Source organism: Achromobacter sp. 01N37 (assembly GCF_056399725.1).
The window spans coordinates 656,405-676,399 of the sequence record NZ_JBFTRX010000005.1 but is presented as its reverse complement, the minus strand read 5'-3'; the positions used below and the strand labels follow the sequence as shown (position 1 = coordinate 676,399).

Sequence of the window (19,995 nt, the reverse complement as noted above, 5' to 3'; positions counted from 1 at the left end):
TCTAAAGATGGATGACGATAATTGTTGTTTTCTTTGGCGGCGGGAAGAATACGTCCAGAGCGAGTAGCCCGCCGCACGTCGCGCCGGCGCCGCCTTCAGCATCTTCCCGCTACCAAGGAGCCCACCGTGCCCATCATTGAATCTATCGACGTCTGCGCCGCCGCCGTCCCGCTGGACAAAGTCACCTCGTTTTCCAACCGTACGGTGTCTACGCGCCACTACGGCCTGGTGAAAGTCCGTTCCACCGACGGCGTCGAAGGCATCGGCTTTTGCTATGTGGGCAGCGCAGGCGGGGCCATCTTCGAAGCGGCCGTGCAAAGCCTGCTGGGCCCCGTGCTGCTGGGCAAGGACTCGCATGCCGTCGAAGGGCTGTGGCAGTCCATGTATCAAGAGGCGCTGCTGCAAGGCCGCCAAGGCACGGTGATGCGCGCGCTGAGTGCGCTGGACATCGCGCTGTGGGACTTAAACGCCAAGACGGCAAACCTGCCGCTGCACAAATTCCTGGGCGCGGTGGAACTGGAAACCGTGCCGGCCTACGCCAGCGGCGGCTATTACCTGGATGGCAAGACCCCGCAGCATCTGGGCGAGGAAATGGCCAGCTATGTGGACAAGGGTTTTCGCGCCGTCAAGATGAAGACGGGCCGCCTGTCGCCGCGCGAGGAAGAGGCGCGTCTGAAGGCCGCGCGCGAGGCCGTTGGCCCGGACGTTGAATTGATGATGGATTGCAATAACGCCTGGGAGGACGTCACGCAGGCCATGCAATACATCCGCCGCTTTGAACAGTACGAGCCGTACTTCATCGAAGAGCCCTTTGGCCCGGACGATATCGACAGCCACGCCAAGCTGGCGCGCCTGACGCACTTGCCGATCGCCACCGCCGAAATTGGCTATGGCCGCTGGTATCACAAGGAATTGCTGGACAAGGGCGCGGCCGGCATCTTACAAACGGACGCGGCTGTGTGCGGCGGCATCACCGAGTGGAAGCGCATTGCCGCCACCGCCGCCAGCTACGGCGTGGTGGTGTGCCCGCACTGGTTCCACGACGTGCATGCACCGCTGGTCGCGGCGACGCCAAACGCGCGCTACGTGGAATTCTTCTGGGACGACCAGGTGCTGAATTTCCGCAAGCTGGTTGATCGCCAACTGACGCACAAGCAAGGCCGCGTAGTACTGCATCAAGACCCGGGCCTGGGCTTTGGCTTCGATGAGCGCATGGTTGAACGCTACGGCAAGTGGACGCGTGTTGCCCGTTAAGGGCGGTGTGGCTTTCTTATTCAAGCGTAGGTAAAGGAGGGCGGCATCCCGGCCGCGTCAGATGGCCGGATGCCGCAGAAGCAGACATTGCTTCCATAACCAGCCGCCGTCCACGGACGCCGGCGCGAGGAGACAAGCATGCAACGCAGGCAATTCATGACCGGCGCCGCAGCGCTGGGCGTAGGACTCGTCCTGCCCATCGCGGCGCGGGCGCAGCAGGACCTGCCGTCTGGGCCGGTGAAGATCGTGGTGGGGTTTCCGGCGGGCGGCGGCACGGACGTGCTGGCGCGCCTGCTCGGGCAGAAGCTGGGCGTCATGTGGAACATTCCCGTCATCGTGGAAAATCGCGCGGGCGCGGCGGGCATCATTGCGGCCGAGCAGGTGGCCCGCCAGCCCAACGATGGCAACACGCTGTTGATGGCGCATGTGAATAGCCACGGCATCGCGCCGGGCTTGCAACCCAAGCTGGCGTACGCGGTGGACCGCGATTTCTCGCCCATCGCGCTGGTGGGCAAGACGCCCACCATCCTGATCGGCGGCGCGTCGCAGCCCGCCAAGACCTTGCCTGATCTGGTCAAGCTGTGCCGCGCCCAGCCCGGCAAGATCGTGTTCGGGTCGGCAGGGGCGGGGTCGGCTCAGCACCTGGCGCTTGAAATCTTCAAGGCGCGCGCTGGCATTGACGTGCTGCACGTGCCGTACAAAGGGTCGGCGCCGTTGATGAACGATCTGCTGGGCGGCCACGTGCAGTACTGCTTTGAAGGCATGACCACGGCCACGCCTTTGCTGCAATCGGGCAAGGTGATTGCGTTGGCCCAAACGCTGCAACAGCGTTCCAAAAGCCAGCCGAATGTGCCGACCGTGGCCGAGCAGGGCTACCCCGGTTTCGAGGCCAGCATTTGGTTTGGCATGGTGGGGCCAAGCAAGATGCCGGCCCCCATGGTTCAGCGCATGAACCGCGACATCGACCAGGTGCTGGCCATGGCGGACGTGCAGGAAAAGCTGGCGCAGGTGGGGGCGGAAGACGGCGGCGGCAGCGTGCAGCGCTTTGCCGACTTCATGTCGCAGGAACAGCAGAAGTACGCCAAGACCATCAAAGACGCGAAGATCGTCGTCGAAAGCTGACGCCAGAATGCGCCGGGGCGGGCAGATCAGCCTGCCTGAGCGTCCCCGTCCGGTTCCACCCAGCCCGCCATCGCCGAGATCGAGCGGGCTTTTTCACGCAGCAAGCGGGCGGTGCCGGATTCCAGTTCATCGTCAATCGCGCCTACCGGCCCCATCAGCGTGATGGCTGCGGTCATCTCGCCCAGCATGTCGAAGATGGGCGCGGATAGCGACGTGAAGTGCGGCAGCAGCGCGTGGCGGCAGCGGCTGATGTGGTGCTTTTGCACTTCATCGCGTATCGCCTGCACGTCTTTCAGCGTGTAGGAATTGCCCGGCGCGCCGCCGTGGCTTTCAGGCTGGGATGACGATAGCTCTTGCTCGAGCAGATCACGGGTCAGCGCATCGGGCAGGTGCGCCAGGAAATTGCGGCCCAGGGCGGACGACAGCAGCGGCATCACCGTGCCCACGCGCAATTCCAGCAGGGGGCGGCTGCGGCTGCCTTCCACGCGGTAGACGATCGTGGGGCCTTTGTTGCCCCACACGCCCAGGAACACCGTGTGCCCGGTAACGGCGGCGACTTCGGCCATGATGGGCCGCGCGGTCGTGAAGACGTCGAATTGCTCCAGCGCCGCCAAGCCCAGCCGCAGCGCGTAGGGGCCCAAGCCGTAATGGCCGGTGTCGGCATGCTGCTGCACCACGCCCACCTTCTGGAAGCTCACCAGGTAGTAGTGCACGTTGGGCACCGTCAATTCACAGGCGTCGGCGATTTCCTTCAAGGGCATCGGCCGGCCGGTCTTTCGGATTACGTCCAGAATCCGGAACCCCACCTCAATCGACTGGATGCCTCTGCGCGCAGCGGCTGGCGCCTTGTCCGTGTTCTTTTCAACCTTGCCGGCGGGCCTTGCCATCACTGCCTCCACTGTGTGTTTGGCGGCAGTGTAGCAGCGGCTCGGGCGCGTTCCCGCAGGCGGCCGCCGCCGTTTTCCGGGTTTCCCCCAGCTTTGTGCTGCCCGGTTTTAAGTTTGATAATAGTTAATGCGTACAGCAGTATCAATTAAAAACACCAGGGGAAAGCAAGCATGGAAGCAAACATCGCAATGCCGCAGGCCGGGGCCGGGCCAACGCTAAGCCGCAAAGAAGAACGCCAGGTCGTCGTGGCGTCGACGCTGGGCACCTTGTTCGAGTGGTATGACTTTTTCATCTACGGGACGCTGGCGGTCTTCATGAGCCAGGTGCTGTTTCCGCAGGACAATCCCACGGTCGCGCTGCTGGCCGCCTTGGGCGCGTTGGCGGTGGGCTTCATCATCCGGCCGCTGGGCGCGGTGATGTTTGGCTATCTGGGCGACAAGTGGGGCCGCAAGTACACCTTCCTGATCACGGTGGTGATGATGGGCGGCGCCACGGTGTTGATCGGCTGCCTGCCCACCTATGAGTCGGCGGGCCACTTGTCGTGGATTCTGTTGCTGACGCTGCGGGTGGTGCAGGGCCTGGCGGTGGGCGGCGAATACGGCGGCGCCGTGATCTATGTGGCCGAACACTGCGAGCCCAAGCGCCGCGGGCTGCTGACGGGCTGGATTCAGATCACGTCATCCGCCGGGCTGATCCTGTCGCTGATCGTCATCCTGTGCACGCAGGCGTCCATGAGCGCCGACGATTTCCGCCAGTGGGGCTGGCGCCTGCCGTTCATTCTGTCGATCGTGATGCTGGCCATTTCGATCTACGTGCGCGCCAAGCTGCATGAATCGCCCGTCTTCACGCGGATGAAGCAACAGAACCGCCTGTCGAAGAATCCCATCAAGGAAACGTTTGGCCAGTGGTCCAGCCTGCGCCTGGTGTTGCTGGCGTTGATTGGCGTGACGGCCGGCCAGGGCGCCACCTACTTCACCGGCCAGTTCTACGTGATGATCTTCCTGCAGCAAGCCGTGCAGATCGACCAGACCAGCGTCTACACGCTGATCCTGATCGGCTTCATCATCGGCGCGCCGACCTTCGTGCTGTTTGGCTGGCTGTCTGACCGCATCGGCCGCAAGTGGATCATGATGGCGGGCCTGTTCATCGCCGCCATCGGGTATCACTCGATGTTCGATGTGCTGCTCAAGGCCGGCAACCCGGCGTTGGCGCAAGCTATGCAAAGCACGCCGGTGCGCGTGCATGCCGACACCAGCGGCGGCGCGTGCGACTTCGGTTTGCAAGCCGCCATGATCGGCAGCCATGCCGACCATAAGAAGGTGTGCGTGCAGGCCAAGAAATTCCTGGTCGGCAAGGGCATCAACTTTGAATACGCAGCACCCCTGCCGGGGCAGGACATCGCGATGAGCGTGGGCGGCGTCACCGTCAACGGTTTCGACCGCGCCGGCTACGTCAAGGCATTGACCGCCGCTGGCTACCCCGACCGCGCCGACCCCGCCCGCGTTGACCGCGCCACCATCATCCTGATCCTGGTGCTGATGACGGCGGTGGTCGCCATGGTCTACGGCCCGGTCGCGTCCTATCTGGTCGAGCTGTTCCCAGCGCGCATCCGTTACACCGCGCTATCCTTCCCGTACCACATCGGCGCCGGCATCTTCGGCGGCATCGTGCCCTTTACCGCCACGTACCTGGCGCAAGCCAGCGGCAATATCTTTGGCGGCCTGATGTACCCGGTTGTCGTGATGGTGATCGTAGGCGTCATCGGCAGCCTGTTCCTGCCGAACACCCGCGCCCAAGCCATCGATGAAGACCCCATCCACTAAAACAGCGAGGAGAGACATGTCCGTGCCATCGCAATTCAAGGCTGCCGTCATCCAGGCAGCGTCCATCCCGACCGACAGCGTTGCTTGCGCCCACAAGGCGGCCTCGCTGATCCGCCAGGCGGCGGAGCAGGGCGCCCGGGTGCTGGTGTTCCCCGAGGCCTTTCTGGGCGGCTACCCCAAGGGCAATTCATTTGGCGCGCCCATCGGCATGCGCAAGCCCGAAGGCCGTGACGCCTTCGCCAGCTACCACGAGCAGGCCATCCGGCTGGACGGCGAGGAAGTCGCGGTGGTGGCGCAGGCCGCGGCCGATACCGGCAGTTTCGTGGTCATGGGCTGCATCGAAGCCGACGGCGGCACGCTGTACTGCACCGTGCTGTACTTCAACGGCGACGCCGGGCTGATCGGCAAGCATCGCAAGCTGATGCCCACCGCAGGCGAACGGCTGATCTGGGGCTTTGGCGACGGCTCGACCATGCCCGTCTTCGACACCCCCTACGGCAAGATCGGCGCCGTCATCTGCTGGGAAAACTACATGCCCATGCTGCGCATGTATATGTACAGCCAGGGCGTGGCGCTCTATTGCGCGCCCACCGCAGACGACCGCGACAGCTGGATTCCCAGCATGCGCCACATCGCGCTGGAAGGCCGCTGCTATGTGCTGACCGCTTGCCAGCATCTGCGCCGCAACGCGTATCCGGAAGACTTCGAATGCGCGTTGGGCGATGCGCCCGACACCGTGCTGATGCGCGGCGGCAGCGCCATCATCGACCCCTTGGGCGAAGTGCTGGCCGGTCCGGACTTTTCGGACGAAACCATCTTGTACGCCGACATCAACCCCAACCAGATCCTGCGCGGCAAGTACGACTTTGACGTGTCGGGCCACTACGCGCGGCCGGACGTGTTCCAGCTTCAGGTCGACACCCGCGAGAAGCGGGCCGTCTCCGCCATCGGCGCGGGCGGCCAGCAGGAGCCTTGAGCCATGCATTTTGATTTCAGCGCCTTGCCTTCGCAGACGGTCTACAAGCTGTTGACCTCGACCGTCACCCCCCGCCCGATCGCGTGGGTCACCACGATTTCGGGCGACGGGTGCGTCAACGCGGCGCCGTTCAGCTTCTTCAACGTGATGGGCCATGAACCGCCCACGGTGGCCATCGGCCTGATGCGCCGCGCCAACGGCGACTTGAAGGACACCAGCGCCAACATCATCGAGAACGGCGAGTTCGTGGTGAACCTGGTGCCTGAATCGCTGATGCAGCAAATGAACCAGACCTGCGCCGACTACCCGCCGGGCGTCGACGAGCTGGCCAAGGCCGGGTTGACCGGGTTGCCGGCGGCGCATGTGCGTCCGCCGTTGATCCAGGGCAGCCCGGTGTCGCTGGAATGCGTCAGTCAGGCCACGATCGTGACCGGCCCGCATCAAGTCGTGGTCATTGGCCGGGTGTTGGGCGCGCATGTGGACGACGCTTTTGTGCAGGACGCCGAACGCGGTTACGTGAAAACCGCCGAGATGGGGCTGGTTGCCCGCATGCACGGCAGCGGCTGGTATGCACGCAGTACAGACTTGTTCCAGCTTGCGCGGCCAACGGTCGCGGACTGAAACCCGAGGCGGCCGTGATGGCCGCTTTTTTTTCGCCTTCGCATCGGCCGCAGGGCCGGTTACGCAAACGCGGGAGCTTGTGCCAAAACACTCCCCCTTTCGCCCATTGCCGGTCAAATCCGGGCTGCTAGCATTTCCCGGACCGTTGAGAGAATCCTCGAATCCGACTTCTCCGGCGGCGCTTTTTTGACACAACGAACACCAATATTTTGGGGGCGGATCATCCAGGGGCTTACGGGCGTCTGGCTTGCAGGGGGCGGCGGCTTTTGTCCGGCGCTCTCGCAACTGCCGAAGCCCGCATTCAAGCGCCTGGTTGGATGCTGGAGGCAGTATGAAGAATATGAAGCTTGGAACCCGTCTTGCGGGTGGCTTTTCCGTCTTGCTCGCCATGATCATCATCATGAGCATCGTCGGGCTGGTCAGCCTGGCGAACATCAACGACTCGGTGGAAACCGTGACGCAGCGGTCGCTGATCAAGGAACGCCTGATCAGCGATTGGGCGCGCAACATCCAGACCGGCGTCACCCGAACCACCGCCATCGCCAAAAGCGCCGATGCCAGCCTGGCCGGCTTCTTCACCGAAGAGGCGGCGGCATCCACGAAAAATTCCTCGGCATTGCAGCAGAAGATTGAACCGCTGATCGAGTCCGACGAAGAAAAGCAATTGTGGGAAGGCATCCGCAAATCCCGCGGCGACTACCTGCGCACGCGCGACGCCATCTTCAAGGCCAAGCAGGACGGCGATGTGGACGCCGCCAACCGGGTCTTCACGCAGGAATTTTTGCCCGCCACGCGTCAGTTCATTGATCAGATCACCAAGCTGACGAACTTGCAGCGCGCGGAAATCGACGCGAGCGCGGCGGATATCCAAAGCGCTTATGGCGTGGCGAATTTCTGGATGATCGCGATTGGGTCCATCGCGCTGGTCAGCGGCCTGCTGTTGGCCATTCTGTTGACCCGCAGCATCACCCGGCCCTTGTCCGACGCGGTGCGTGTCGCCCGAACCGTGGCCGCCAATGACCTGACCAGCACGATCACCGTGCGCTCGCGCGACGAGATCGGCCAGCTGATGCAGGCGCTGGAATCCATGAACGCCAACCTGGCCGGCACGGTCGCCAGCATCCGCACGGGCGTGGACAGCATGGCGTCCGCCTCGGGCGAGATCGCGGCGGGCAATACTGATTTGTCGTCGCGCACTGAACAGCAGGCAGCATCGCTGGAAGAAACGGCGGCGTCGATGGAGCAGCTCTCGGCCACGGTGAAGCAAAACGCCGACAGCGCGCGCCAGGCCAACCAGTTGGCTGCGGCCGCGTCCGACACCGCTTCCCGTGGCGGCGCCACCGTGTCTGAAGTCGTCAGCACGATGAGCGCAATATCTTCCAGCTCGGTCAAGATATCCGACATCGTGTCGGTGATCGACGGCATCGCCTTCCAGACCAACATCCTGGCGCTGAACGCCGCCGTTGAAGCCGCCCGCGCAGGCGAACAAGGCAAGGGCTTCGCCGTCGTCGCCGCTGAAGTCCGCACGCTTGCGCAACGCAGCGCGCAAGCGGCCAAGGAAATCAAGACGCTGATCGAAGATACGGTGCAGAAGATCAGCCAGGGCTCCGTCAGCGCCGAACGCGCCGGCACGACGATGCAGGAAATCGTCAGCTCGGTGCAGCGCGTAACCGACATCATGGGCGAAATCGCCGCCGCGTCCGCCGAGCAAGCCGACGGCATCGAACAGGTGAACCGCGCAGTGTCGCAGATGGATGAAGTCACCCAACAGAACGCCGCACTGGTCGAAGAAGCCGCGGCGGCCGCCGGGTCGATGCAGGATCAGGCAGCAGAACTGACGCGCGCGGTCAGTGCGTTCAAGTTGCCGGGAGGAGGGGGAATGGGGCGTGGCACGGAACGGGTCACGACGGGCCGATCGTTAACAATGACGGGGGCTGTCGCCCTTCGGTCCTGACCTTGACCCAATCAGCAACGGATGCCTTGCCGAATGAGGCGGGCGAGGCTATCCGTATGGCCGTTATAGGCGTCAATTGACGCCTGAATCATTTCGGCCTGGCTGATGCCAGTCCAGTCAATGTCATAGCCCGCGTTACGCGCCAGTTGCCCAATGAACTCCCGTTGCGTACGTCCATTGCCTTCGCGAAACGGATGCAGCACGTTGATTTCGCCAAGGTAGTAAGCCGCGCGATGGCTGAAATGCTCAGCATCCAACGCTTGCAAGTAGCGTTCTTGGGCAAGCTGCTGAAACAATTGCCGGGCTGCGCTGTCGATCATCAGGTGACGAGCGAACATCGTGTCGCCTTTCTGAATCTCGCCTTGACGGATTTCCCCCGCCCAGTCGTAGATGTCGCCAAACAAGCGCCGATGGATTTGCTGCAGATGCGCCAGGTCGAACTTGCCGTCAACGGGCTGCTCGCGCAGTTTGGCCGCCTGCAAAAATGACAGGCTGGACTCGGCCTTATCGAGTGCAGCCTGATCCTTGATACCCAGAAGGTTGCGGAGTATCCCCGTACCTTTGTCGAGGTAGGGATCTCCGTCCTGCACGGTGTATTTCATTTCTCGGATCGATTGAGGCCCAGCCGCGCCTTGTATTCGGCAATGGCGTCATCCAGGGATTTTTCGCCCGACGCCCATAACTCGGCATCTTTGATGACCTGTGCGTCCGGCTCCAGGCCTTCCATGCGTTGACTGGCCAGTGCGCTATTCACCACGGCACGGCGGGCAAGGACTTCTTGCTCTGCAATCATGACTCGTCCTGTGATCAATGAATGGGTCATTTTACGCCGCAGCACAAAGAAAAAAGCCCCTGATTTCTCAGGGGCTTCGTTCTTGAATACTGGCGGAGAGGGTGGGATTCGAACCCACGGTACGGGGATACCGTACGCCTGATTTCGAGTCAGGTACATTCGACCACTCTGCCACCTCTCCGTGGCTGGGTTCCAAAACGGCGTTGTCTCTTGGTGTTGCTAAAGAGGCTTCACGGAAAGATCCCTGGTCGGAAGGATCTTCGTTGTTGGAGCAGCGAAGCCCGCAATTCTACAGGAATTTTTTCGCTTGTGTAAAGGGGGTGCGAAAAAATCTTCACAAGGGCTTATCCCGATCTTCCGGCGGCGTGGATCTTTGCCCAGAATCGCGTCCATGGACCTGATCCTTATCCTTCTGCTTGCCGCGGTGCTTTGCGTGCCCATCACCCAGCGCCTGGGGCTGGGCGCCATCCCCGGCTATCTGATTGCGGGGGTGCTGATCGGGCCGTCCTGCCTGAAGCTCGTGACCAATGTCGACACCATGATCGACGTCTCGCAGTGGGGCGTGGTGATGATGCTGTTCATCATCGGGCTGGAGTTGTCGCCCAAACGCTTGTGGGCCATGCGCAGCGAGGTCTTTCTGCTGGGATCTTTGCAGATGCTTGTCTGCGGCCTGTTGCTTGGGCTGGTCTTTGGCGCGGCGCTGCGCCACATAGCGGGGATGGAATGGCAGGCGGCGGTGCTGTGCGGGCTGTCGCTGGCCTTGTCGTCGACGGCGGTGGCGTTACGGCTGTTGGACGAACGCACGCTGACTCGAACGCCGCTGGGCCGTTCGGCGCTGGGAGTCTTGCTGTTCCAGGACATGGCGGCGATTCCGATGCTGGTGGCCGCTGGCCTGCTGGGCTCGGACGGCACATCCGCGCCGTCGTTCAAGGAAGCGCTGATCGCCGTGGCGGTGGTGGCGTTGGCTTATCAATTGCGGTTGCTGGGCTGGGCCGCCAAGGCGCAGCTGAATGAACTGTTCACTGCGGCCGCCTTGCTGATGGTGGTGGGGGCGGCGCAGTTGTTTGACTATGCCGGGCTGTCGGCGGGCCTGGGCGGTTTTCTGGTGGGCGTGCTGATGGCCGAATCCCGCTATCGGCACGATCTGGAAAAAGCCATTGAGCCCTTCAAAGGCTTGCTGCTGGGCCTGTTCTTCCTGGCCATCGGCATGTCGATCAATTTGAAGGTCGTGGCCGATCACTGGTCGTTCATCATTGCCGGCGTCACCGCTTTGCTGGTCGTGAAAGCGCTGGTGCTGTACGGGTTCGCGCGCGCGCTGGGCCTGCCGCGCTATCACCGCCTGTTGTTCGCCATGGTGCTGGCGCAAGGCGGCGAGTTCAGCTTCGCCATCTTCAACGAAGCCTGGGACAACCATCTGGTGAACATCGAGCAGCGCGATGTGTTGTCGGTCGTGGTGGCGGTGTCGATGGGCGTGGTGCCAGTGCTGATCAAGCTGTTGGAGCGTGTGCCCGAACGGCTGGGCGGCATGGCGGACCTGCCCGCGGCAGAACCTGCGGCAGAACCTGCGGCAGAACCTGCGGCAGAGCCCGCGGCAGAGCCCGCAGCAGACCCCGCAGCAGACCCCGCAGCAGACCCCGTGACTCCGCCTTTGGTCGAACCCTCGGCCGAGCTCGTGGCCGCTCCCATCGATGCCGGTAGGCCGCCTGCGTCCACCGCCCAAGACAAGCCTCCCGTTTGACCCCGCGCCGCGTGGGGGCATGGCATGATTGCCGTCTTGCCGGGCGGCTACACTTGAACCCGCTTTGCTTCCCGCCTACCTGCCAGATCACAGGAGAATGCTCATGCTCAAAGGAAAAGTCGCCCTTGTCACCGGTTCCACCAGCGGCATCGGTCTGGGTATCGCCACGGCCTTCGCCCAACAAGGCGCCGATATCGTCTTGAACGGTTTTGGCGATGCGGCCGAGATCGAAAAAGTGCGCGCCGRCTTGGCCGACAAGCATGGCGTGAAGGTGATCTACGATGGCGCCGACCTGTCCAAAGGCGCCGCCGTGCGCGAGCTGGTCGAGAACACCGTGCGCCAGATGGGCCGCATCGACATCCTGGTCAACAACGCCGGCATTCAGCACACCGCGCTGATCGAAGACTTTCCCGCCGAGAAGTGGGACGCCATTCTGGCGCTGAACCTGTCGGCCGTGTTCCACGGCACCGCGGCCGCCTTGCCGCACATGAAGCAGCAGGGTTTCGGCCGCATCATCAATATCGCGTCGGCGCACGGCCTGGTGGCGTCTGCCAACAAGTCGGCCTATGTGGCCGCCAAGCATGGCGTGGTGGGCTTCACCAAGGTGACGGCGCTGGAAACGGCCGGCCAGGGTATTACCGCCAATTCGATCTGCCCGGGCTGGGTTCGCACCCCGCTGGTTGAAAAGCAGATCACCGCGCTGGCGGAAAAGAATGGTGTTGATCAGGAAACCGCCGCGCGCGACCTGCTCAGCGAGAAACAGCCGTCGCTGCAATTCGTGACGCCGGAACAACTGGGCGGCACCGCCGTGTTCCTGGCCTCGGATGCGGCGGCGCAAATCACTGGAACGTCCGTCTCTGTCGATGGCGGCTGGACGGCGCGTTAATAAAGGAATCCCCGAATGTTGTTGTTGCTTTCTCCCGCCAAGAAGCTGGACTACGACTCGCCGCTGCACATCGAGACGCACACCCAGCCGCTGTTTGTGGATCAGGCTGCCGGCCTGATCAAGGTGCTGAAGACCAAGACCGCGGAAGATATTTCCGGCCTGATGAGCCTGAGCCCGGCGTTGTCCGAGCTGAACGTGCAGCGCTACGCGCACTGGAAGCGCACGTTCACGCAGACCAATTCGCGCCAGGCCGTGCTGGCCTTCAATGGTGATGTGTACGAAGGGCTGGACGCRTCCACCTTGTCGGCCAAGCAGCTGGAATGGGCGCAAGAACACGTGGCCATCCTCAGCGGCTTGTACGGCGTGCTGCGCCCGCTGGACTTGATGCAACCGTATCGCCTGGAAATGGGCACGCGGCTGGAAACGCCCAAGGGCAAGAACCTGTACGAGTACTGGGGGTCGACCATCGCCGCCTACCTGAACGAGCGTCAGGAAGGCAAGAAGTCGCCGGTCATCGTCAACCTGGCGTCTGAAGAGTATTTCAAGTCGGTCGACCTGAAGACGCTGAAGGCGCGCGTGGTGCAGTGCGTGTTCCAGGATTGGAAGAACGGCGCGTGGAAGATCATCAGCTTTCACGCCAAGCGCGCGCGCGGCCTGATGGCCCGCTATGCCATTCAGCACAAGGTTGCGAAGCCCGAAGGCTTGCAAGGCTTTGATCTGGAAGGCTATGCGTACGACGCGTCGGCGTCGACGGAAGACAAGCTGGTGTTCCGCCGGAAATTGGCGGATTGATGGGGTGATGGGTTCAGCGCGGATTGCGTGCGCTTGACCCAACCTACGCATTAACGCGCGCTTGACTCGTCCTGCGCGCGTTGATGCCTTTGCTTTACGCCGTGGCGGCAACCGGGGGCGCGTGCGTCGGGTCAGCCAGCGCTTGCAGTTCCTGGCGGATCATGTGTGACGCCTTCAACATCTGTTTCAGCGGATAGGCCAGCGCGGCTTGTTCGCCTTCCGTGTCGAATTGCGTGGGCAGCGTCGTGGCGATCTGCGGGCGCTTTTCGTCCAGCAGATCGACCATGCCATTCAGGGCCAGCTGCACGGCTTCGGGCGTCTTGGGCAACGCCGCCAGGATGGGAATTGCCGCTGTGATCTGCGAGGCCAGCACGTGGTTCTGGATCAGCAGGTTGTTCAGCTCCGGCACGCTCAGCTGGTGCGACTTCGGTTCGCTCATCATCCGGTAGAACGCTTCGGCAAAGTTGCTGAACGCAATGTGCACGTTCTTGCGCGCCAGGCGCCATGCCAAGTCGGCGTCAATGACGGCAGGCACATCAGAAGCCGGCCCCGTCGTGGCCACGCCGTTTGATTGCATCGCTTCCACATAGCGCAGGCCGGCCAGCAGGTATTCGCGATTGGCGCGCGTGGCGGCAGCCGCCAGCGGCTTCAGATAGCGCGCCTCCCACCACGGCAGGATGTAGCTGCAAACAAGCGCCAGCGCGCAGCCCAGCAGCGTGTCGATGGCGCGTTCGCCAATCACCGCCATGGACACCGTGCCGGGCGACACGAAGTGGAACACCAGCACCACGAAGAGCGTGTTGAAAATGGCGCTGGCCATGTAGTTCAGCTGCACCAGGCTGTTGCCCATGACGCACGCGCCCAAGAGCACGGCGAACAGGATTTCGGGCCGGTCGGTTACGTTGAACAGCAGCAGCGCGCAGATGCAGCCGATCAGCGTGCCCCCCAGACGCCAGCCATTGCGTTGCCGCGTCAGCGCAAAGCCGGGCTTCATGATGATGACGATGGTCAGCATGATCCAGTAGTTGTGCGCGGAAAATTCCGGCGATAGCCAGCGGCTGGCCAGGGTCATGGCAATGGCGGCCGCTGCCGTCACGCGCAGCGCATAGCGGAAGTGTGGGGAGTCCAGCCGTAGGTTGCTGGTCAAGAGACCAAAGCGGAATTCCTGGCGCGAGATGAATCGCGTCAAGGACTTGTTGATGCGCAGGGCGTCCGTGGGCTTGGCATCCGGCGAGGCCGCGGTGTGGTCCGCCAGGCGGTCGACGATGCGGGCCGAATTGCGCAGACGGCGCAGCACCTGGATGATCAGCGCCAGCATTTCGGGTTCGCGTTCGCCCAGCCCTTGCTGCTTGAGCTGTTCGATTTCGTATTCGATGGCGCGCAGTTCGGCCTTGGCGCTGCTGCGGTATTGCACCTGCCGGCCGCGCGACACATCCAGCGCGATGCGGTTCAGTTCCAGCGACATCTTCACCAGCGCGTCGCGCATGAACATCAGGCAGTCGTTGCCGGCCAGCGTGCGGCGCAGGGTGGCGTAGTCGGTATGTGTGGCGACCAGCGTGTCCAGCAACTGAAGCATGTCGACGAACATGTTCCAGATCATCACGCGCTGGCGGTCGCCCAGGCCTTTGCCGCGGGGCAGGGCGCGCAGCACCATGTCGCGCGCGGCCTGGTGCTTTTCCGTCATGACGGATTGGCGCTGGATCAGCGTGCGGTAGGCTTCGTCCAGGTCAGACGTTTCATCATAGAAGGCGGCGCGGGCGGCAACGTAGTCGGCCGTGGCGAACAGCGCCACCGACATGGCTTGCTGCTCTTCGCGCAGCCAGAACAGGCGCGAAAAGCCCAGGCTGAAGACCACGTAGAACAGGGCGCCGCCCAAGGTGGCGGCGGCGTGCGCCAGAACTTCGTGCGGTTCCAGCGGCGAATGCATCGTCAAGGTCATCAGCAGCAGGCCGGCAAAGCCGATCAGCCCGCCGCGTTTGCCGAACACCGTGAACATTGAATAGACAAAGCACTGCGCAATGACCACCAGCCAGATCAGGACGGGATGCGTGGACGCCAACCCCGTGATGATGACAGTGATGGTTCCCAGCGCCGCGCCGCCCAGCATTTCGTTGGTGCGATGGCGCTGTGGCCCGCCCGGCTGGTCGATGATGGCCAGGCACTGCGCGCCGAAGGTGGCGACCAGGCCCGTCGTGTAGTTGCCAAAGAGGCCGCCCAGCACCAGCACGGGCAAAAGCATGCCGACCCCCTGGCGCACCCCTCCGAAGAAGTAATGGCTGTAGAGGAAACGGCGAATGCTGGCAATGCGCAAATCCATGGGGCGGGGCCTAATTCTCGCGATGCGGCAAGTATATAGATGCGCCCTGCGCTTCGGGCCTTTCCCGGCTGGCAAAGCGCGCCCAAACGGCGGGAAGCAAGAGAGCATTTGGATTTGGGGGCAGATGGCTGCCGGACTGTCTCTGATGGCCGTCTGCGTCGCCCATGCAACGGTCCCGAAACACCGATTTGCTACCTTTGACGCAACGCGGTAAATTCCATCTCTTGCGTCGGTCTGCCTATCCGATACCGGCGCGTTGAGGCAAGTTGGTCAGGGTCACCTCCCAGCCATCCTGCCGCAGTGATACCTGCTGTTGGCCGCGCCACAAGCGTGTGTTGCCAAAGCTTCCATTTCGACCTCCAGCGTCCCCAAGGGGCGTTTGCACTGCGTTCTGTCGAGCGTGTGCCGGGTCGGCAAGGTGTCCGGGTGGCGTGGCTCCGTGAGCCGCTAAGCGCCGGATCATGTTGTCGTAGCCGGTATGGGTTCCGTTGCCGCCGTATCCGGGCGAGCAACAGTCAGGGTTGCAGGGCCGGTACTGAAAGGAAATACAACATGGAAATGAATGGCGCCGATATCGTCGTGCGCTGCCTGGCCGATGAGGGCGTGGAACACGTTTTCGGCTATCCCGGCGGCGCAGTGCTTTACATCTACGACGCGATCTTCAAGCAAGACAAATTTCAGCATATCCTGGTTCGTCACGAGCAAGCCGCCGTGCACGCCGCCGATGCCTATTCGCGCTCGTCGCAAAAGGTTGGCGTCTGCCTCGTGACCAGCGGCCCGGGCGTGACCAATGCCGTCACCGGCATCGCCACCGCCTATATGGATTCCATCCCCATGGTCATCATCAGCGGGCAAGTGCCCACTGCGGCCATCGGCGAGGACGCCTTCCAGGAATGCGACACCGTCGGCATCACGCGTCCCTGCGTCAAGCACAACTTCCTGGTGCGTGACGTCAAGGACCTGGCCGAAACCATGCGCCGCGCGTTCTATATTGCGCGCACGGGCCGTCCCGGCCCGGTGCTGGTGGATATCCCCAAAGACATCACCGTCGCGCAGTGCAAGTACACGCCGCCCAAGGGCGAGATCTCGATGCGTTCCTACGCGCCCGTCAACAAGGGCCACCAGGGGCAAATCAAGAAAGCCGTGCAGATGCTGCTGGCCGCCGAGCGGCCGATGATCTACACGGGCGGCGGGGTCATCCTGTCGAACGCCGCGCCCGAGCTCAACAAGCTTGTGTCGCAGTTGGGCGCGCCGTGCACCAGCACCCTGATGGGTCTGGGCGGCTACCCGGCCAGCAGCGGCCAGTTCGTGGGCATGCCCGGCATGCACGGCACGTACGAAGCCAATATGGCAATGCAGCACTGCGACGTGCTGCTGGCCATTGGCGCCCGTTTCGATGACCGCGTGATTGGCAACCCCAAGCACTTCGCCCAGAACGCCCGCAAGATCATCCATATTGATATTGACCCGTCGTCGATTTCCAAGCGCGTGCGCGTGGACGTCCCGATCGTGGGCAACGTCAAGGATGTGCTGGCCGACCTGTCCGCCCAATATGAAGTGGCGGCCGCCGAGCACAAGCCCGCGTCCATCACCAAGTGGTGGGAGCAGGTCGAGACCTGGCGTGGCAAGGAATGCCTGAAGTTCGCCAACTCGGACGAAGTCATCAAGCCGCAGTACGTGGTGGAAAAGCTCTGGGAAGTGACGGGCGGCGACGCCTTCGTCACGTCCGACGTGGGCCAGCACCAGATGTGGGCSGCSCAGTACTACAAGTTCRACRAGCCGCGCCGCTGGATCAAYTCCGGCGGCCTGGGCACSATGGGYGTGGGGCTGCCGTACGCGATGGGCGTGCAGATGGCCAACCCGGGACACGACGTTGCCGTTATCACCGGCGAAGCGTCGATCCAGATGAACATCCAGGAACTGTCGACCTGCCATCAATACCGCCTGACGCCGAAGATCGTCTGCCTGAACAACCGTTTTCTGGGCATGGTCCGGCAATGGCAGCAGATCGATTACGGCTCGCGCTATTCCGAGTCCTACATGGATTCGCTGCCCGACTTCGTCAAGGTGGCCGAGGCCTATGGCCACGTGGGTCTGCGCATCGAGCGTCCGGCGGATGTCGAACCCGCGCTGCGCGAAGCCTTTGGCAAGCACAAGGAACGCCTGGTCTTCCTGGACTTCATCACCGACCGCACGGAAAACGTGTGGCCGATGGTCAAGGCTGGCCGCGGGCTGACCGAAATGCTGCTTGGCTCTGAAGACCTGTAAGGAGGCCACCATGAAGCACGTGATTTCCGTCCTCCTCGAGAACGAACCCGGCGCGCTGTCGCGCGTGGTGGGGCTGTTTTCCGCGCGGGGCTACAACATTGAAACCCTGACCGTGGCGCCCACCGAGGACTCCACGCTGTCGCGCATGACGATCGTGACGACCGGTTCCGATGAGGTCATCGAACAGATCACCAAGCACCTGAACCGCCTGGTGGATGTCGTTAAAGTGGTGGACCTGACCGAAGGCGCCCACATCGAGCGCGAGCTGATGCTCGTGAAGGTGCGCGCCGTTGGCAAGGAACGCGAAGAGATGAAGCGCATGGCGGACATTTTCCGCGGCCGCATCATCGACGTGACCGACAAGTCCTACACCATCGAATTGACCGGGGTGCAGGAAAAAGTACAGGCCTTCCTGGAGGCCCTGGACCGCAGTGCCATCCTTGAAACCGTACGCACCGGCGTGTCCGGCATCGGACGCGGTGAACGGATTTTGAAGATTTGACCGGCCTTCCAGGCCAAGCCGCACCCTACATCTGAATTAATCGAATATCCAAAATACTGGAATCTGGAGCACAACCATGAAAGTTTTCTACGACAAAGACTGCGATCTGTCCCTCATCAAAGGCAAGACCGTTGCCATCATCGGCTACGGTTCGCAAGGTCACGCCCACGCGCTGAACCTGCATGAGTCGGGCGTGAAGGTCATCGTCGGCCTGCGCAAGGGCGGCGCTTCGTGGAACAAGGCCGCCAACGCCGGCCTGGAAGTCAAGGAAGTGGCTGAAGCCGTCAAGTCCGCCGACATCGTCATGATGTTGCTGCCGGACGAAAACATCGCTTCGGTCTACAACAACGAAGTGCACGCCAACATCAAGGCCGGCGCTGCCCTGGCTTTCGCTCACGGCTTCAACGTCCACTACGGCCAGGTCGTGCCGCGTGAAGACATCGACGTSATCATGATYGCSCCGAAGGCCCCGGGCCACACGGTGCGCAACACGTACAAGCAAGGTGGCGGCGTGCCCCACCTGGTGGCCGTGTACCAAGACAAGTCGGGCGCCGCGCGTGACGTGGCCCTGTCGTACGCCAGCGCCAACGGCGGCGGCCGTGCCGGCATCATCGAAACCAACTTCCGCGAAGAAACCGAAACCGACCTGTTCGGCGAACAAGCCGTKCTGTGCGGCGGTACCGTCGARCTGATCAAGGCCGGTTTCGACACGCTGGTGGAAGCCGGCTACGCGCCCGAAATGGCGTACTTCGAATGCCTGCACGAACTGAAGCTGATCGTCGACCTGATCTATGAAGGCGGCATCGCCAACATGAACTACTCGATCTCGAACAACGCTGAGTTCGGCGAGTACGAAACGGGCCCGAAGATCGTCACGGACGAAACCCGCAAGGCCATGCGCCAGTGCCTGACGGACATCCAGACCGGCGAATACGCCAAGAAGTTCATCCTGGAAAACACCGCCGGCGCCCCGACGCTGACCTCGCGCCGCCGCATCAACGCGGAATCGCAGATCGAGCAAGTGGGCGGCAAGCTGCGCGCCATGATGCCCTGGATCGCCGCCAACAAGCTGGTGGACAAGTCCAAGAACTGATCGATGCGCCCAGGCGCGGGGCCATGCTCCGCGCCGCGCCGGTCAAAAGCGGCATGCCTGCGAGGGCATGCCGCTTTTTTCTTGGCTTTTTTGCGCAGGCACGCGGCTTGCTCTGTCCCGCAAGCGGGGCCAGATGGGTTAACCTTTCACAGTCCGTTGTAAGTTATTGAGACTATGCCCAATTTTTCCATGCGCGATTCCGAGAACCGCCACCGAAGCATCTACCTGCTTCCCAACGCATTCACCACCGCAGCGCTGTTCGCGGGGTTCTATGCCGTTGTGCAAGCCATGAACGACCGCTTCGAAGTCGCCGCCATCGCCATTTTCGTGGCCATGGTGCTGGACGGCATGGATGGCCGTGTCGCCCGGTTGACCAACACGCAGTCCGCTTTTGGTGAGCAATACGACTCGCTGTCCGACATGACGTCGTTTGGTGTCGCGCCTGCGCTGGTCATGTACGAATGGATTTTGAACGATCTGGGCCGCTGGGGCTGGCTGGCGGCTTTTGTGTATGTGGCGGGTGCGGCGTTGCGCCTTGCGCGCTTCAACACCAACATCGCCGTCGTCGACAAACGTTATTTCCAGGGCTTGCCCAGCCCGGCCGCGGCCGCGCTGGTGGCGGGTTTTGTGTGGCTGGCGGTGGACAACAAGCTGCCCATCCATGACAGCCTGATGGCCTGGGTGGCGTTCACGCTGACCATGTACGCGGGCATCACGATGGTGTCGAACGCACCGTTCTTCAGCGGCAAGAGTTTCGCGCTGGGCCGCAGCGTGCCGTTCTGGGGCATCTTGCTGGTGGTGGCCGTATTCGTGTTCGTATCCAGCGACCCCCCAGTCGTGCTGTTTGGCCTGTTCGTGCTGTACGGCCTGTCGGGTTGGGTGATGTGGGCGTGGCGTTGGAACAAGGCGCGCCGCCTGACGCAAGAGCGCCGCGGCCATTCTTCCTGATCCGAATTTGGAATATCGCT

Annotated in this window: 17 protein-coding genes and 1 tRNA gene; 13 read left to right on the top strand and 5 right to left on the bottom strand. The window is 62.7% G+C overall.

Annotation, left to right across the window (positions count from 1 at the left end; translation table 11 throughout):
* Positions 1-126 precede the first annotated feature (126 nt).
* Both AC1DSJ_RS14575 and AC1DSJ_RS14570 read left to right on the top strand, forming a co-directional pair.
* Positions 127-1,254, top strand: coding sequence for a mandelate racemase/muconate lactonizing enzyme family protein (locus tag AC1DSJ_RS14575; RefSeq protein WP_054424342.1), 1,128 nt, complete (start codon positions 127-129; stop codon positions 1,252-1,254).
* 138 nt (positions 1,255-1,392) lie between these two features.
* Positions 1,393-2,376, top strand: coding sequence for a Bug family tripartite tricarboxylate transporter substrate binding protein (locus tag AC1DSJ_RS14570; RefSeq protein WP_175171675.1), 984 nt, complete (start codon positions 1,393-1,395; stop codon positions 2,374-2,376).
* A gap of 26 nt (positions 2,377-2,402) precedes the next feature.
* Here AC1DSJ_RS14570 and AC1DSJ_RS14565 read toward each other — a convergent pair whose 3' ends face one another.
* Positions 2,403-3,263 (bottom strand): IclR family transcriptional regulator, encoded by an 861-nt coding sequence (locus AC1DSJ_RS14565; protein WP_054424338.1) that lies wholly within the window; start codon positions 3,261-3,263, stop codon positions 2,403-2,405.
* 171 nt (positions 3,264-3,434) lie between these two features.
* Here AC1DSJ_RS14565 and AC1DSJ_RS14560 point away from each other — a divergent pair, with 171 nt between their 5' ends.
* From AC1DSJ_RS14560 to AC1DSJ_RS14545, 4 genes are all read left to right on the top strand, one after another.
* On the top strand, positions 3,435-5,087 hold the full coding sequence (locus AC1DSJ_RS14560; RefSeq protein ID WP_441370585.1) for an MFS transporter: 1,653 nt from the start codon (positions 3,435-3,437) through the stop codon (positions 5,085-5,087).
* Between the two features lie 16 nt (positions 5,088-5,103).
* Positions 5,104-6,063, top strand: coding sequence for a carbon-nitrogen hydrolase family protein (locus tag AC1DSJ_RS14555; protein WP_175171677.1), 960 nt, complete (start codon positions 5,104-5,106; stop codon positions 6,061-6,063).
* A gap of 3 nt (positions 6,064-6,066) precedes the next feature.
* Positions 6,067-6,684, top strand: a complete 618-nt coding sequence (locus AC1DSJ_RS14550) for a flavin reductase family protein (protein WP_054424331.1) — start codon at positions 6,067-6,069, stop codon at positions 6,682-6,684.
* Between the two features lie 331 nt (positions 6,685-7,015).
* A complete protein-coding gene (locus tag AC1DSJ_RS14545; RefSeq protein ID WP_054424329.1) occupies positions 7,016-8,638 on the top strand; it encodes a methyl-accepting chemotaxis protein in 1,623 nt (540 codons plus the stop codon).
* An 11-nt stretch (positions 8,639-8,649) separates the two neighbouring features.
* Here the strand turns inward: AC1DSJ_RS14545 and AC1DSJ_RS14540 are convergent, their stop codons facing one another.
* From AC1DSJ_RS14540 to AC1DSJ_RS14530, 3 genes are all read right to left on the bottom strand, one after another.
* Complete coding sequence (locus AC1DSJ_RS14540; RefSeq protein WP_441370586.1) at positions 8,650-9,240, bottom strand: Fic/DOC family protein; 591 nt, start codon at positions 9,238-9,240, stop codon at positions 8,650-8,652.
* On the bottom strand, positions 9,237-9,461 hold the full coding sequence (locus AC1DSJ_RS14535) for an antitoxin VbhA family protein (RefSeq protein ID WP_245636351.1): 225 nt from the start codon (positions 9,459-9,461) through the stop codon (positions 9,237-9,239). The genes AC1DSJ_RS14540 and AC1DSJ_RS14535 overlap by 4 nt, the downstream gene beginning before the upstream one ends.
* Positions 9,462-9,521: 60 nt before the next feature.
* Positions 9,522-9,612, bottom strand: a tRNA-Ser gene (locus AC1DSJ_RS14530).
* A 210-nt stretch (positions 9,613-9,822) separates the two neighbouring features.
* Here AC1DSJ_RS14530 and AC1DSJ_RS14525 point away from each other — a divergent pair.
* The 3 genes from AC1DSJ_RS14525 to yaaA all read left to right on the top strand — a co-directional run bounded on the left by AC1DSJ_RS14525 (position 9,823) and on the right by yaaA (position 12,847).
* A complete protein-coding gene (locus tag AC1DSJ_RS14525) occupies positions 9,823-11,169 on the top strand; it encodes a cation:proton antiporter domain-containing protein (protein WP_441370587.1) in 1,347 nt (448 codons plus the stop codon).
* Between the two features lie 103 nt (positions 11,170-11,272).
* Complete coding sequence (locus AC1DSJ_RS14520; protein ID WP_476760335.1) at positions 11,273-12,055, top strand: 3-hydroxybutyrate dehydrogenase; 783 nt, start codon at positions 11,273-11,275, stop codon at positions 12,053-12,055.
* A 15-nt stretch (positions 12,056-12,070) separates the two neighbouring features.
* Complete coding sequence (gene yaaA, locus AC1DSJ_RS14515; RefSeq protein WP_054424321.1) at positions 12,071-12,847, top strand: peroxide stress protein YaaA; 777 nt, start codon at positions 12,071-12,073, stop codon at positions 12,845-12,847.
* Positions 12,848-12,941: 94 nt separating this feature from the next.
* On the opposite strand, the gene AC1DSJ_RS14510 is transcribed toward yaaA, so the two are convergent.
* Positions 12,942-15,164 carry an FUSC family protein gene (locus AC1DSJ_RS14510; RefSeq protein WP_054424319.1) on the bottom strand — a complete coding sequence of 741 codons (2,223 nt, stop codon included), beginning with the start codon at positions 15,162-15,164 and terminating at the stop codon, positions 12,942-12,944.
* A 498-nt stretch (positions 15,165-15,662) separates the two neighbouring features.
* Between AC1DSJ_RS14510 and AC1DSJ_RS14505 the strand changes: the two genes are divergently transcribed.
* The 4 genes from AC1DSJ_RS14505 to pssA all read left to right on the top strand — a co-directional run bounded on the left by AC1DSJ_RS14505 (position 15,663) and on the right by pssA (position 19,975).
* On the top strand, positions 15,663-17,432 hold the full coding sequence (locus AC1DSJ_RS14505; protein ID WP_476760339.1) for an acetolactate synthase 3 catalytic subunit: 1,770 nt from the start codon (positions 15,663-15,665) through the stop codon (positions 17,430-17,432).
* 10 nt (positions 17,433-17,442) lie between these two features.
* Positions 17,443-17,934, top strand: coding sequence for an acetolactate synthase small subunit (gene ilvN, locus AC1DSJ_RS14500; protein WP_006223608.1), 492 nt, complete (start codon positions 17,443-17,445; stop codon positions 17,932-17,934).
* A 76-nt stretch (positions 17,935-18,010) separates the two neighbouring features.
* The gene (gene ilvC, locus AC1DSJ_RS14495; RefSeq protein WP_054424317.1) at positions 18,011-19,027 is read left to right on the top strand and encodes a ketol-acid reductoisomerase; all 1,017 of its coding nucleotides are present in this window, start codon (positions 18,011-18,013) and stop codon (positions 19,025-19,027) included.
* 174 nt (positions 19,028-19,201) lie between these two features.
* Positions 19,202-19,975, top strand: a complete 774-nt coding sequence (gene pssA / locus AC1DSJ_RS14490) for a CDP-diacylglycerol--serine O-phosphatidyltransferase (protein WP_054424315.1) — start codon at positions 19,202-19,204, stop codon at positions 19,973-19,975.
* Positions 19,976-19,995 lie beyond the last annotated feature (20 nt).